Source organism: Vibrio sp. B181a (assembly GCF_030248375.1).
Taxonomy (GTDB): Bacteria; Pseudomonadota; Gammaproteobacteria; order Enterobacterales; family Vibrionaceae; genus Vibrio; species Vibrio campbellii.
The window spans coordinates 42,910-57,962 of sequence record NZ_JAHGAD010000038.1; the positions used below are offsets into that span (position 1 = coordinate 42,910).

Genomic DNA, 15,053 nt, shown 5'->3' on the forward strand with positions numbered 1-15,053 from the left:
AGAGCGAAAAATCCCCTGACGACGAGCGCCATATGCTGGTTTAGTAACAAGGGGATTTTTATAGGCGGCACACGGGATGTGTGCCGCTAGAAATGAACTTCTACTTATTTAACTGGTTTTAGGTCCAGTACGTGAAGTAGACGCTCTGGGATACCAGCCCAAATGTTTGGACGGCCCTTAGGATTTTCTTCGTTCCACCAACCAGTGAAGCGAGTTGTGTTGTATTGGTACATGTAAGCACCAGACATCACAGGGATAGTCACTTGGTCTTGAGCGATGATTTGCTGAATACCGTGAGCGATTTCTAGCTGCTCTTGCTTGTCAGCTGTCTTGTAGAAGCTGTTTAGAAGACCATCTAGCTTGTCGTTCTTGTAGAAGTGCATCGCGAAGCGAGGCATACCGTCACCAGATTGTAGTGCTGAGTTGTAAGCACTGTTCCAGTAAGTGTATGGGTCTGCACCGTGGAAGTAGTTGGTGTACGCAACGTCGTAAGTACCTTCAAGCATTGCTTGGTTGTACACAGAGAAGTCTGGTGTACGAGCACGTGCTTTGATGCCTACTTCTGCAAGTTGCTCAACAGCAAGCTGTACAGTGTTGTTGAAGTCAGTCCAACCGTTTGGAGATTGGATTAGTAGCTCGAAAGACTTACCAGATGGCGTGTCAACGAAACCGTCTTTGTTTACATCTTTAAAGCCAGCTTTCGCTAGAAGCTTCTTAGCACCTTCAGCGTTGTACGAGTTGTAACCTTTGTACTTGTCGTGAGTTTTCTCGTCAGACCAAGCTTCGAATGCGTAGCCAAGACCAGATGCGAAGTCGTTCACTGTACCGCCGCCGTAGAATGCGATATCAATGATAGTTTGACGGTCAAGAGCCATAGAGAATGCGCGACGGAAGTCAACGTTAGTTAGTGCTTCGTTTTTCGCTGCATCTGGGTTTTTGAAGTTTACTACGAACGCTTGAGTACCTGCTGGCGGGTACCAGTAGTGGTGTTTAGGGCTCGCTGCTGCGTAAGTGCGGTCGATGTCTGGAACGAATGAAGAAGTCCAGTCCATTTCGCCGTTAACAATCTTACCTAGGAACTGGTCATTGTTCGCGATTTGAGGAACACGCAGACAGTCAACGTCTAGGTTCGCTGCATCCCAGTAGTTCGGGTTTTCACACTGGATGTATAGTTGCGGAGTGAAAGTGTCGATCTCTGTAAATGGACCAGTACCTACTGGGTTTTCGTTCGTGAACGTTGAAGGATCTTTCACTTTGCTCCATACGTGCTTAGGTACGACAGGTACTTTAGCAATTTCGTAAGGAACGTTTGAGTTTGCTTCGCTTAGACGGAACTTAACTTTGTAATCGTTAACTTTCTCTACGCCAGTAACCCAAGAGTTGATACCAGATTGGTCTAGTTCTGGCTTCTCTTTTACTAGGTTGAAAGAGTAAACAACGTCATCAGCGGTAAACGCTTGACCGTCAGACCATTTCACGCCTTTACGAATATCGAAAGTTACGCTCATTAGGTCGTCAGACATTTGGAAGTTTTCTGCTAGACGGAATACTGGCGTGTTGCCGTGCATTTCGTTGAAAACAACTAGTGGCTCGTAGATAAAGTCAGTAGTTGTGTGCAGGTTAGTTGCACCCAAGAAAGGGTTAAAGTTACGAACAAAAGTTGTAAACTCTTTAGGGTGGATAGTCAGTTCACTGCGCTCAGCGGCTGTAGCTACTGATGCAAAACCTGTAGTAGCCGTTGCAATAATTGCTGTTGCTAGTGCTGTTTTTTTAATATTGGCAAGCATAGCTGTTCCTTACTATTTGCTTTCATTTCACTAATGGAATTGAATGTCATCAATTGATAAACACTCTCCAAGGCCCACCTCTTTGCTTCACTTCAATTTGCGTCGCTCTAAGAGTGGCCTGTAGGCCTTAGGCAGGAGTAAGAAAACACCTTATCCACAAAATAATCAAACTCGATTCCCGTTAAAAACGTTAAAAACCACATCAACTACGTCATAAACGTCATTTTGCTTGTTTTTAAGTCAATCTGGGTGAAAAAATAAACGTTGATATGCGTCGCAGTTTATATCCTTATTAATGTTATGTGTTAGTGGTTACTTACCCGCTTGATAACTATCAGTGAGTGTTTTCTGTTGTTGTACGGTATTGGCGATCTGGCTCACACCTGAAAATTTTGTTAATTAACTAGGTGAAATTTAATCTGCCGTTCTGTTGTGATTGACTTCGCAATCTGTATCAAATGTTGCTCAATTTTCCCTTGTAGAGGAAAAATAAGTAAGTTTTGACAGCAAAATTTGGCTGCTGATTATGCTTTTTTTATTCAGGAAAGGAAGTGATTTGAAGGCACTTTTGAAGAAAGTTATGAGTTAAAAATGACGATGAAAAGTGTGGTATTGGAATCGCTTTGGTTAAGCGCTTCATACGTGTTTTGATAGCTTGCTTCCAGCTTCTTATACGCTAAATGCTCAGCCTCATCGTTGCTCTGTACGCCAAATCGCTTGTTTCTTGTTATGAGTAAGGGGAAGCATGGCATTGCAATTGATAAAGGCAGGGATAAAAAAAGCCCCGCTGAGTCGCGGGGCTGATATTTGGTGATTTGCGTTAGCTCGTAAGGAGTCTTTGCATCTTATCGCGCTGTGCCTCTATGTAAGCGCGTTCTGGGCTTTGTTCTTTACAGTGCTCCAGAATGAACTCAATTGAGCTTAGTACTGTCCTCCAGCGCGGTGTCTTAGGCAAAGTCTCAATACGCATGTATTTATCGAGCGTACGTGTTTGCAATGTACTGCGGTCGAGGTAGACGCGCCATAAACCACTTTGTTCAGCAAAGGCAAACTTGGTTTCTCCAGTCACCGATTCCCAATATTCCAATGCATGAGTCATCGTATCGACTAATACTTCGCGCATCAGCTCTTGTTTGTCCTTCTTGTTACCCAATGCTTTATCAGCAAGGCGAGTAAACTCACCGCCAAGTTCTTTCAGCTTCTGCAGCTGGTCTTTGTCGCCATCAAATGCGTAACTTGAAAGTACTTCAACGGCCGTTTCTAGGTTATGGATACGAGCTGCATTCGCGCCGCCTCCTACATTGAAGATATACATGACATCTAAACCAGAGCCTTCAGGCAGCTTGAGGATGTCTGCTTCAATGTTTTGACGAATATCTTCGATGTAGATATCAATCTTGCCACAGTAGTGCGGCTGCTTAACCGTAAGGAACTTAGGTGCAATTAGCTCATCAGCGGAAGAACGTTTTAGCTGTTCTAGGCTACGTTTAAATAGCTTACATGCTGCTTCGTTAGCAAAGCGAATACGTTGATCTTCACGAAGACAAATAATCGCCTCAGGTGCCGATTCTAGCTGTTCTAGCAGTCTACCTTGTGTCTCGAGCAGGCTGGCTTCGACTTCAGCACGCTGGCGTAGCTCCGATTCCAGTAACTTGTTCTCGATGTGGCGCATTTCAGCCTGACTTGCCGTCAAGTGGGCCTGAATACGTGCCGCGAGCTCTTGCTTATTAAATGGTTTGGTTAGGTAATCGTTCGCTCCCGCTTCAAAGCCCCTAACGCGGTCTTCGGTTTGGCTTAGCGCTGTGAGCATAATGATTGGCAGCTCTGCATGATCGTAAGTTTCACGCAGTTCACTACAAACCTGATAGCCACTCATGCCTGGCATCATAATATCCAGTAGCAGCAACTCAGGCTTCTCTTGTTCAATTAAAGCGAGTGTCTCAGGGCCGTCTGAAATGGTACGAACTCGGTAGCCTTCAAGCCTTAAGAAGCTTTCGAGAACGCGCAGGTTGACGGGCTCATCATCAGCAACGTATAGCAATGGACCATCTGGGTTTTCAGGTAGAGACAAGTCGTCATTGTTGTCAAAGTTCGCTTCTGGAATTTGGAAATGCCCGCGAGCGGCAAGGCTTTCAGTCGCTTTGATTTCTTCTTCACTAGCGAGTGGCAAGGTGAAGCTGAATGTCGTTCCGACCATAGGTTGGCTGCTGACATACAATGAACCGCCCATCAACTCGATAAGTTGACGGCTGATGGATAGACCTAGACCAGCACCTTGACGGTAGCGACTAGCATCTTGACCTGCTTGGATAAGAGGTTCGAAGATATGCTCTAGGTGTTCAGCTGGAATACCCTGACCAGTATCGACCACTTGTACTCGGACTTGATCGTCTACAACGGTCGCTGAGATAACGATTTTGCCTTCTGAAGTGTACTTAATAGCGTTGCCAATCAAGTTATACAGCACTTGTTCCAAACGCTGAGGATCTGCTGAGACTGCTTTCAGATCCGCTGGCACTTGGTTAATGATGCGGATGGTTTTGTTACCCAATAGGTGACCAGAAAGCTCCAGCACCAAGCGTGTTGCACTGGCTAGGCTCACTGCAGACTTTTGGATATCCATGCTGCCGTAGCGCATCTTGTGGTAATCCAATAGATCATCAACGAGGTTTGCTAGGCGCTGACCACTCTTGATGATGATGTCCAATTGGTACTTCTGGCTCGCAGGTATCGCGCCATTTGCACCAGACACCAGTGTCTCTGCAATGCCAACCATACCGTGCAATGGTGTGCGTAACTCGTGAGAGGTTGTCGCTAGGAATTCATCTTTCAGCTTATCTGCCAACTGCAATTCTTCGTTTTGCTTTTGGATCAGTTTGATGTTGCTCTCTAGCTCTTCGTTTTGTTGCTTGATGGTTTGGATCTTTTCACGAATTGAGCGCTGCATACGCTCAAAGCTGATTGCGAGTCGACCGATTTCATCTTTACGTTCGGTATTAAAGGTGGTTTCGTCCAGATCGCCAGCAGATACTTTCTCTGCTGCCCAAGTCAGCTTAAGCAGCGGAGAGGTGATGAAATTAGATAAGTAGTGTGAAGCAATCACAACCAAGATGATCGCTATTAGCATCGCAATGACAAACAGTTTCTCGAGCTGATGGACACGTGCAAAGGCCTCTTTCTCAGGAAGCTGTACAACGAGAGCCCAAGTAAGACCGCGAGTCTCAATAGGTGCAAATGCCGCAATCATCTCTTCGCCTAAACGGTTGCTGTAAGTGCCCACTTCCGTTTCGCCAGCTAAAGCTTTGTCGACGATCTCTAAACTGTTTTGGATGTCTTCTTGCTTGGTGTTGATGGTACGAGGTTTGTGGTCACTGCCAACTAATAAGGTATCAATTGAAGAGTCACGATTGATTTCTGCAATTAGCTTTGTGATGCCATTGTTTGGCAAGCGGAACATTGCATAGCTGTGCAGATAGCCTTGCTGAACAATGGGTGCGCCCAACCAAGCGACTTGCTTACCGTTTTCAATATCAAAGTCGGATACCACGACAGGCGTGTAATCTTCATTCACTTTTCGGCGCGCGTTCACATCCTCGGAGAGGCGTTTAAATGTTTTTCCCAAAGCGGTGTCTTTGTAACGGCCGCTGAGCAGGTTGGTGCCGAAGTTATCATCTTTATTGATCGAATAAGTAACGTTACCGTCGATATCAACTAATAAAATATCGTTGAAATCAGAGCGCTTTAATAGCTCTAGGTAAGCCCAGTGATAACGTTTATGCAGAAGGCGATAACGCTCACTGCCAACGTAGTTGGAAGATTCCGGTAAAATCGACGTTTTGATTTGATCGCCGCTGCCTTTGATATAGCGTTGCTGTGCATTCTCTCTTGCTTCATCGATGTCGTGGCCTAATCGGCTAAAGGCATTGACCAAACCGTAGAAGCGCCCGCCACTGGCATAAGCCAATTCTGAGCGAACAAAGCCCATAACTTCGGTTTCTTGAGCTGCAAAGTAGTCGATGATCTGTTGTTGTTTGGTATCACGGACTGAGAGCAAATGGGATGTGCTCTGTTCTTCCAAATCTTTACTGTGGGATTGGAGGAAGAAAATAGCAGTGATCGTCAGTGGCGTAATACTAAGAACCAAAAACGCGGTCATTAGCGTGCTTTGCAGGCGCTTAAATTTCTGCTTTTTGTAGAATTTAAACATGGATAAGATTACAACTCATTAAAGGGCAGCGACCAATTTACTGGGGCTTACCGAGGTTCTCGTTAAAACGGACAAGAAGTTAAATGCGATAGAATTAACAAAATTAACGAGTTTTTTTTCTTTGACAAGAAAGTTGATTGCAAAGCGTGGGGAGCGACGCAGTTTTTCGTTGAGTTGGGCGGTTTTTGGCAAAGAGTTGCGCAGGATTTCACCTGCGCAACCAAGGGTTAGGATTTTTTCGCGTAGTAGATAGAGAATTTGTTGGTCTTATTTAGCGTCTCGCAATTATTGAAGGCTTTCTCAATAATTGGCGGATACTGCAAGAAACTGTTCGCCACAATGATCATTTCACCGTTGGCCGTCATGTACTTTGGAGCTTGACCTAAAAGAGTTTCTGCTGCGTTGTAGTTGGTGTCTAAGCCACTGTGAAATGGTGGGTTACTGACAATAAAACGGTAGTCTTTAGCCGTGTCTGAGTAGATATCTGAGGCAAAAACACGACCTGATAACCCATTCGCCTCGAGTGTTGCTTGGCTAGAGGTAATGGCATAAGCGTTAATATCACACATCTCAATCGCGATCTCTGGGTTTGCTTTAGCCATAAATGCACCCAGCACACCAGCACCACAGCCAAAGTCGAGTACCTTGCCTGAAAGCTTAGGTAAGGTTTCAAGCAGAAGACGACTGCCTAGGTCAAACTCACCATGGCTAAATACACCAGGTAGACTCTTAACGGTAAGTGATTGTTCACCGAGTGTAATTTCGTAAGATTTAAACCAGTCGGCTTGATTGAACGGTTTTGGTTGGTTAAGGCAAGTGCCCCAGTAAAATGAACAGCGACGAGCAGAGTCGTATTTTTTAACCGGGCCGTATTCTTTGAACATCTTCTCAATGCTCTTAATGCCTGAGCGGTTCTCACCAACGACGACGATTTCTGTATTGATGCCTAACTTAGCCATCAACATTGCCAGTAAGTATTCTGCTTCCGCCTTGGCTTTTGGCCAGTATAAAAGCACCATGTCTGCTTGAGTCTCAATATCAAACTTTGAACCAAAGTGACTCTTCACTTTGTCCGATGTGCGAATTTGACGGTAGTAGCTGTAGTTAGAAGTAAATACTTCAACAGACTCACAATGAGCTACTAACTCAAGAGGGAACTGGTCTTCAACTTCTCCAGCAACTAAAACGTGTTTGCCGTTGAAGTATTCAAGTTGGCGCTGAGCTATTTGGCTAGGAGCGATATAAGCAGACATAAATTTGGTTCATCAGAAATAATTAGGGCCAGATTTTCGCATAATCTGGCCCAAGCTTGAAGTGAATAAGCGGTCGTTAGCTATTGTCTTGTTGATTGAGGAAGTCTTTAAACTCCTCTTCGTAGATATTGAATAGCACCATTGTCACGGCAAAGATCAGTGGACCGTAAATAAGACCAATCAAACCAAATAGATGCAGACCACCTAACAGCGAGAAGAAGATCATGAGCGTATTCATGCCTGCACTACCTTGCATCAGCAATGGGCGCAGCAGGTTATCGATCGAGCCAACTACGAGAACACTCCACACTGTTAGGAATATAGCCCAAGTTGTGTCGCCAGTTAGGAACAAGTAAGCGGCAGCTGGAATCCAAATTAGCGCCGTGCCAACTACAGGGATAAATGACGCAAAGCCCATCATAGTGCCCCAGAACAAGCCAGGGAAACCTGCGAGCCACATACCGATACCACCAGCAAAGCCTTGAGCAATCGCGGTTAAGAATGACCCCATGACAGCTGATTTCGAGACCTGTTCAATCTCGGTCAGGATCTTATCTTCTTGGCTGCGAGAGAGCGGCAGAATATGGCGCATCGCTGAGATGATCTTGTCGTGGTCACGCAATAGGAAGAACAACACAAACAGCATTAGGAAGAAGTCCATCAGGAAGTTCGTCGCATCACCAAGGATTTTTGCACTGATAGCGACAAGGTTTGAACCAAATGATGTAGCGAATTGACCAATCTTCTCTGCGATAGCTTGAGGTTCTATTTTATCGAAAGGTAAGTACTCATTAACCAGCGCTAACCCTTTGACTACCCAGGGGTGTTGGAAGATATCTTGGATTCCACCATTGGTCACCCACTTATAGGTGTTTTGAGAAAAGACGGAACCTTGCTGAACGATGGCAGCAAAGACAAACAACAATGGAATCACAATAATAAAGGTTAGAACCACACAAGAGAGTAGTGAGACCAAGTTTTTATGGTTAGGCATTTTGCTCTCAAACCACTCATGTATTGGGAACATAAGTAGCGAGATGATAAAGGCCATTACGATTGAGTTTACGTAGGGTTCAACCAATAAATAGCAGGCAAAAGCAGCGGCGAGTAGTGCAACAACTAACACTCGGTGACTCGACGTGATTTTTACATTGTTCGGCATGGGATTAATCCAACTTACGGATGATGTTACGGCTAGCGCTTTATACCACAGCGTCAAACCTTTATTACTTTGCACCGACGATTCTTTCAAGCTTATGACATAGCTGAATTGGGAAGGTGCAACGGACCTTGTTATAATGACCACAAATCAGGCAGTTATCAATCAAGAGATAGAAAAATGGGTTGTTGTAACGGTGACAAGAAGTGTCAGAGTGAGAAGAGAAACAAACGCATACCGTGGTTTGGTATTGTTATCGGCGTACTCGCTATTCTCGTGATTTTTAATTGGCAAGCATAGCTCAGACAATAAAAAAGGACCCTGAAGGTCCTTTTTTGCTTTTGGTGTGCGAGTAAAAAGCTTACTTCGCTTCTTCTGCCAGAATCGCGAAACAGCGATCTGCCGCTTCTAGTGTTGCGTCGATTTCTTTTGAACCATGAGCAAGTGAAGTAAAGCTTGCTTCGAATGCAGATGGTGCAAGGTAAACGCCATGACTTAGCATTAGGTGGAAGAAACGTTTGAAGCGCTCAACGTCGCACTTAGTCACGTCTTCGTAGCATGTTACGGTTTCTTGGTCTGTGAAGAAGAAGCCAAACATACCGCCCACTTGGTTTACTACCATTGGGATACCGTGTTTCTCAGCAAGTGCTTTGAAGCCTTCAGCAAGCTGTTTTGTTTTCGCCGCAAGACGTTTCTCGTTGCCTTCTTCTTTTAGAAGGTTCAAACATGCAAAGCCCGCAGCCATCGCCACAGGGTTACCTGAAAGCGTACCCGCTTGGTAAACAGGACCTGTCGGCGCTACGTATTGCATCACTTCTTTACGACCACCGAAAGCACCCACTGGCATACCGCCACCGATCACTTTACCTAGGGTCGTTAGATCTGGTTTGATGTTGTAGTGTGCTTGTGCGCCGCCTAGTGCTACGCGGAAGCCTGTCATTACTTCATCAAAAATCAGTAGCGCGCCTTCTTGGTCACAGATTTCACGAAGACCTTCGTGGAAGCCTTCTACTGGTGGGATACAGTTCATGTTGCCCGCTACTGGCTCAACGATGATACATGCGATTTCGCCTTTGTTTGCTGCGAATAGTTCACGTACTGAATCTAGGTCGTTGAATGTTGCCGTTAGCGTATGCTTAGCAAAATCTGCAGGAACGCCAGGAGAGCTTGGTTGACCTAGAGTTAGTGCGCCAGAGCCTGCTTTTACTAGCAAGCTGTCAGCGTGGCCGTGGTAACAACCTTCAAATTTCATGATCTTGTCACGACCAGTGAAGCCACGAGCTAGACGGATAGCGCTCATGGTCGCTTCTGTACCAGAGCTTACCATGCGGATTTGTTCCATTGATGGCACTAACTCAGATACAAGCTCAGCCATCGCAATTTCCATCTCAGTTGGTGCACCGAAACTTAGGCCGCGTTGTGCAGCATCGATAACCGCTTCACGGATTACTGCGTGGTTATGACCTAGAATCATAGGACCCCAAGAGCCAACGTAATCAATGTACGCTTTACCATCGGCATCAAAAATCAGGGCACCGTCTGCTCGTTCGATAAATAGCGGAGAACCGCCAACGCCGTTGAATGCACGAACTGGTGAGTTCACACCGCCAGGAATGGTTTGCTGAGCCTTTTGATATAGCTCTGATGATTTGGTCATGGGGTTATCCTCTTTTGATTGCTCGGACCAAGTGGAGCGCATTGTACCTAGCTAATCTCAAGTTAGAAACGTTTTGGGTAATTTATGTGTTGTCTGGCGTTGTAATCTTACATATCAGCATCGGATATAAAGAATCGGCGGTGAATACTTGAACGAGTTGGTCAGGTATTGGATAATCGCTCTAATTAGCACAAATTTGACGTCTTGCTTCAGGCTTGACGCATTACACGAGTGAGAGAGGTCTTCGTGAGCGAAGTAAACGTACCATTATCTTTTTCTGATGCCGCGGCATCTCGCGTTCAAACGTTGATTGCGGAAGAAGAAAACCCAGCGCTGAAATTACGCGTATACATTACTGGTGGCGGCTGTAGTGGTTTCCAATACGGCTTCACATTTGATGAGAACGTAAATGAAGGCGACACAACAATCGTAAACAATGGTGTAACACTGGTTGTAGACCCAATGAGCCTGCAATACCTAATCGGTGGCGTGGTTGATTACACAGAAGGTTTAGAAGGAGCTCGCTTCTTCGTCAATAACCCAAATGCGACGACAACTTGTGGTTGTGGTGCATCATTCAGTGTTTAATTAACACGACAACAGGCAGCCAATTGGCTGCCTGAGTTTTACGTAGCAGGAAGTCACGTAAACGCACTCCCAGTTCCAAAGAGAGCTGAGAGCTAAAAATAAAAAGGACTTTGTATGTCTGGATCTTCTTTTGGACGTCGTATTGTAGAGCGTCCATGGCTAGTCTCTCTAACGCTTGTGATCGCTTTAGCTGCTTGGCTCGCAATGGGGCAACTTAAAGCACAAGACGAAACGATTTTTCCTTCAAACTCTCAATCTGAAGACACACCTGTTGCTAAGGTGATGTTCAACTCTTTTACCGCCCAACCAACCAGCAAAACCATTGAACTGTACGGCCGTACTGCGCCAAATCGACAAGCTCGTCTAGGGGCTGAGGTCGCAGGTAAGATCATCAGTTTGAATGTGCAAAAAGGGCAAAGCGTGAAGCAAGGGCAGGTGATTGCCAATATTGATGAGCGTGACCTCGATATTCAGCTTAAACGCGCCAAAGCGATGCTGCGTGTTAAAGAAAAAGAGTTTAAAGCCGCAGAGTCTCTGAAAAATCGAGGCTTACAGGGTGAAGTTGCGTTTGCCACAGCGCAAGCTGCCTTGGTTGATGCACGAGCAAATCTAAGTAACGTTGAAACTGCACTCAAAAACACCAAAGTAAGAGCGCCTTTCGATGGCATTCTTGACCATAGATTCGTTGAAGTTGGTGACTTTGTTGGTGTTGGCGATCCGATTGCCACCGTTATTGACCTTGAGAAGTTAGTCATCGAAGCGGACGTTAGCGAGCGTCATATTCAGTATTTAAAAGAAGGCCAAGTCGCTGACGTTCGTACTATTAACAACGTTCACCATCAAGGCACGATTCGTTATATCGGACGTGTGTCTTCGACTTCAACCAATACGTTCCCAATTGAGATCGAAATTGATAACCGTGAGAGTGCAATGCCGGCGGGGATCAGTGCCGAAGTCGTATTGTCTTTGAGCGAAGTGTTGGCCGTAAAAGTGACCGCAGCCATGCTCGCGCTCGATGAAGAAGGCAACCTTGGCATCAAGACACTGCGTGATCAGCATGTCCATTTTGTTCCTATTCAACTTGTGAAAGCCGAAAAAGATGGCGTTTGGTTGTCTGGATTGGGCGACCAAGTGGACATCATTGTGCTCGGACAAGGTTTTGCGCGTGATGGTGATTTAGTGATGGCGACCAAGGTGGATGATGCCATCGAAGCCGCGAATCAGCAGTAAGGAGGCAATATGTTTGCTTTGATTGATGCTGCGTTATCGCGTGCACGTACCATGCTCACCTTATTGGTGATGATTTTGATTGCTGGTGTGATCACCTACATCACGATCCCCAAAGAGTCGAGCCCTGACATCACCATCCCTATTATCTATGTTTCGGTAGGTCACCAAGGCATTTCGCCAACTGATGCGGAGCGCTTATTAGTTCGCCCAATAGAGCAAGAGCTGCGTTCGATTGAAGGCGTAAAAGAAATGACCGCGGTTGCTTCTGAAGGCCATGCCTCGGTTACGCTTGAATTTAGTGTCGGTGTTGATCTGGCTGAAGCGATGGCAGATGTGCGTGACGCCGTCGATCTTGCCAAACCTAAATTGCCTGAAGACAGTGATGAGCCAACCGTAAATGAAGTGACGTTCGCATCAGAAGAGCCAGTCCTCACTTTGGTTCTGTATGGCACCGTCCCTGAGCGCACAACAGTACAAATTGCTCGAGCACTGCGTGACAAGCTAGAAAGCTACCGTCAGGTGCTTGAAGTTGATATTGCCGGTGATCGTGAAGACATTGTTGAGATCGTCGTCGATCCGCTGTTGATGGAAAGCTATGGCCTGGATCAAGCAGACATCTACAACTTGATTGCTCTCAATAACCGAGTTGTGGCAGCGGGTTTCGTGGATACTGGCTATGGCCGTTTTTCAGTCAAAGTTCCTTCCGTATTTGATTCTCTCAAAGACGTATTAGAGTTACCGATTAAGGTAAACGGCAAAGAAGTGATTACTTTTGGCGATGTGGCGACTGTGCGCCGAGCCTTCCGTGATCCTGAAAGCTTTGCTCGCTTGGATGGTGACCCTGCTGTTGTATTGAACGTGAAAAAGCGTGCTGGCGAGAATATCATTGAAACGGTGGAACTCATTAAACAGGTTCTGACTGAAGCGCAAAAGCGAGCGGATTGGCCAAACAACTTGCAGGTCAAATATACGTGGGATCAGTCCGATGACGTCAAATTGATGCTCAACGACCTACAAAACAACATCCTTTCCGCGATTATCTTAGTGGTTATCGTCATTATCGCGATACTTGGTGTGCGGACCGCTCTCTTGGTGGGGATCTCTATTCCTGGCTCATTCCTTACCGGCTTATTAGTGCTTTCGGTGTTTGGCTTAACGGTCAACATTGTGGTGCTATTCGCGCTGATCATGGCCGTAGGTATGCTGGTGGATGGCGCTATCGTGGTGACCGAATTTGCTGATAGGCGGATGCAAGAGGGCACGCCACGTAAAGAAGCATATCGGGACGCGGCAAAAAGAATGGCGTGGCCTATCACCGCTTCGACGGCAACGACCCTTGCTGCGTTTGCTCCGCTATTGTTCTGGCCGGATATTACCGGCGAGTTCATGAAGTATCTGCCGCTAACATTGATCGCAACGCTCACCGCTTCGTTGATGATGGCGCTGCTTTTTGTTCCGGTTATTGGTGGGATTATTGGTAAGCCACAAGTGGTTAATCCTAAAAGCCAGCAAGAGATGATTGATCTTCATAATGGCGAGTTTGATAAGGCTACTGGTATTACCAAGCTCTACTATCAAACGCTCTCGGTCGCTATCAAGCATCCACTTAAAGTTCTGTTCAGTGCCATACTACTCGCTGGTGGTGTCGGCTTTACTTATAACAAAGCAGGACTAGGGGCAGAGTTCTTCCCAGAAGTGGACCCCGCTTTCTTTACCGTCAAGGTGCGTTCTTACGGCGATTTATCGATCAACGAAAAAGATGTCGTGATGAAAGAGATTGAAAAAGTCATGTTAGGGCATGATGAATTTGAGAGTGTCTATACGCGCACCGGAACGGATTCAAATGATGGTGATGAGATTGGTCAGATTCAAATAACGCCCGTCGATTGGCAATATCGTCGCAAAGTGAAAGACATCATTGAAGAACTCAAACAAACCACTAACCAATTCTCGGGTGTTGAGCTGGAGTACAAGTTTCCCGATGCAGGGCCGCCGGTAGAACACGATCTTGTGATTGAAATGTCGGCGCAAAACTCAAGTATCGACCAATTAGACAGTGCAGCCAAAATGGTTCGTTACTGGGCTGATCGTAATCCTGCTTTAACTAACTTAAGTGATACAACCAATAAAGAAGGGATTGATTGGCAGATTGATATCCGCAGAGACGATGCCTCTCGCTTTGCTGCTGATGCAACTCTGGTTGGTAATACTGTCCAGTTCGTGACTAACGGTTTGAAGATAGGTGATTATCTACCCGATGATGCCGATGAAGAAGTCGATATCTTAGTGCGTTACCCACAAGATAAGCGGGATATCGGACGTTTTGACCAGTTACGTGTAAAAACGGCGGCAGGTTTAGTGCCGATCACAAACTTTGCGCAGATTAAACCTGATCATAAGCAAGATACGATTCGGCGTGTTGATGGCAGACGCGTGGTGAACATCAAAGCAGATATGGTTGAGGGTTATAACCTTGCCCTTGAATTGCCCAAGATAACCGCAGAAGTAGAGCTGTTGGGCTTGCCTGCTGGTATTGAGTTTAAAATTCGCGGGCAAAACGAGGAACAAGAAAACTCTTCTGCGTTTTTACAAAGTGCTTTCATGGTTGCACTTGGCGTGATGGCTTTGATCCTGATTACTCAATTCAACAGCTTCTACCAAGCATTTTTGATTTTAAGCGCAGTGCTGTTTTCTACCGTTGGCGTGTTTGCTGGCTTGCTTATTTTTCAGAAGCCTTTTGGTATTATTATGTCGGGTATTGGGGTGATCGCATTAGCTGGTATTGTGGTGAACAACAATATCGTATTAATTGATACCTATAACCAAATGCGCAAGCGTGGGTTAGAAAAATCAGACGCAATTCTACGTACGGGCGTACAACGTCTGCGTCCAGTGTTACTGACCACAGTCACAACTATCCTGGGCTTACTGCCAATGGTGCTAGAGATGAACATCGACTTAGTTAACCAGAAGATTGAATTTGGTGCGCCAAGCACGCAGTGGTGGTCTCAATTGGCTACGGCCGTTGCGGGTGGTTTGGCTTTTGCGACGGTGCTGACCTTGGTGCTGACACCGTGTCTTTTGATGCTTGGCCGTGAACACAATATTGATGAACCAGACCCCGAAACAAAAGAGGCAGCTTAGGCTGCCTCTTTGTCATTGTTCAATTTAA

Annotated in this window: 8 protein-coding genes; 3 read left to right on the plus strand and 5 right to left on the minus strand. The window is 45.9% G+C overall.

Translation table 11 applies throughout. The features are described 5' to 3' along the window. Positions 1-104: 104 nt before the first annotated feature. From KIO97_RS16985 to hemL, 5 genes are all read right to left on the minus strand, one after another. Positions 105-1,787 carry an ABC transporter substrate-binding protein gene (locus tag KIO97_RS16985; protein WP_005531772.1) on the minus strand — a complete coding sequence of 561 codons (1,683 nt, stop codon included), beginning with the start codon at positions 1,785-1,787 and terminating at the stop codon, positions 105-107. Positions 1,788-2,607: 820 nt separating this feature from the next. Further along, complete coding sequence (locus KIO97_RS16990; protein ID WP_285383509.1) at positions 2,608-5,994, minus strand: response regulator; 3,387 nt, start codon at positions 5,992-5,994, stop codon at positions 2,608-2,610. 227 nt (positions 5,995-6,221) lie between these two features. Then, positions 6,222-7,247 carry a 16S rRNA (guanine(1207)-N(2))-methyltransferase RsmC gene (gene rsmC, locus KIO97_RS16995; RefSeq protein ID WP_285383510.1) on the minus strand — a complete coding sequence of 342 codons (1,026 nt, stop codon included), beginning with the start codon at positions 7,245-7,247 and terminating at the stop codon, positions 6,222-6,224. Between the two features lie 76 nt (positions 7,248-7,323). Beyond that, positions 7,324-8,409 carry an AI-2E family transporter gene (locus tag KIO97_RS17000; protein ID WP_285383511.1) on the minus strand — a complete coding sequence of 362 codons (1,086 nt, stop codon included), beginning with the start codon at positions 8,407-8,409 and terminating at the stop codon, positions 7,324-7,326. Between the two features lie 358 nt (positions 8,410-8,767). Next, positions 8,768-10,063: a glutamate-1-semialdehyde 2,1-aminomutase gene (hemL, locus tag KIO97_RS17005; RefSeq protein ID WP_033006013.1), complete on the minus strand. Its 1,296-nt coding sequence runs from the start codon at positions 10,061-10,063 to the stop codon at positions 8,768-8,770. A 246-nt stretch (positions 10,064-10,309) separates the two neighbouring features. Between hemL and erpA the strand changes: the two genes are divergently transcribed. The 3 genes from erpA to KIO97_RS17020 all read left to right on the plus strand — a co-directional run bounded on the left by erpA (position 10,310) and on the right by KIO97_RS17020 (position 15,025). Next, complete coding sequence (gene erpA, locus KIO97_RS17010; protein WP_285383512.1) at positions 10,310-10,651, plus strand: iron-sulfur cluster insertion protein ErpA; 342 nt, start codon at positions 10,310-10,312, stop codon at positions 10,649-10,651. Positions 10,652-10,765: 114 nt separating this feature from the next. Continuing rightward, complete coding sequence (locus tag KIO97_RS17015) at positions 10,766-11,881, plus strand: efflux RND transporter periplasmic adaptor subunit (protein ID WP_285383513.1); 1,116 nt, start codon at positions 10,766-10,768, stop codon at positions 11,879-11,881. A 9-nt stretch (positions 11,882-11,890) separates the two neighbouring features. Beyond that, complete coding sequence (locus tag KIO97_RS17020) at positions 11,891-15,025, plus strand: efflux RND transporter permease subunit (protein ID WP_285383514.1); 3,135 nt, start codon at positions 11,891-11,893, stop codon at positions 15,023-15,025. Positions 15,026-15,053 lie beyond the last annotated feature (28 nt).

Bases quoted from the DNA above. Each gene is read 5' to 3' on its own strand.
- KIO97_RS17020 (WP_285383514.1), top strand. From the start codon at position 11,891: ATGTTTGCTTTGATTGATGCTGCGTTATCGCGTGCACGTACCATGCTC.
- rsmC (WP_285383510.1), bottom strand. From the start codon at position 7,247: ATGTCTGCTTATATCGCTCCTAGCCAAATAGCTCAGCGCCAACTTGAA.
- KIO97_RS16990 (WP_285383509.1), bottom strand. From the start codon at position 5,994: ATGTTTAAATTCTACAAAAAGCAGAAATTTAAGCGCCTGCAAAGCACG.
- hemL (WP_033006013.1), bottom strand. From the start codon at position 10,063: ATGACCAAATCATCAGAGCTATATCAAAAGGCTCAGCAAACCATTCCT.
- KIO97_RS17000 (WP_285383511.1), bottom strand. From the start codon at position 8,409: ATGCCGAACAATGTAAAAATCACGTCGAGTCACCGAGTGTTAGTTGTT.
- KIO97_RS16985 (WP_005531772.1), bottom strand. From the start codon at position 1,787: ATGCTTGCCAATATTAAAAAAACAGCACTAGCAACAGCAATTATTGCA.
- KIO97_RS17015 (WP_285383513.1), top strand. From the start codon at position 10,766: ATGTCTGGATCTTCTTTTGGACGTCGTATTGTAGAGCGTCCATGGCTA.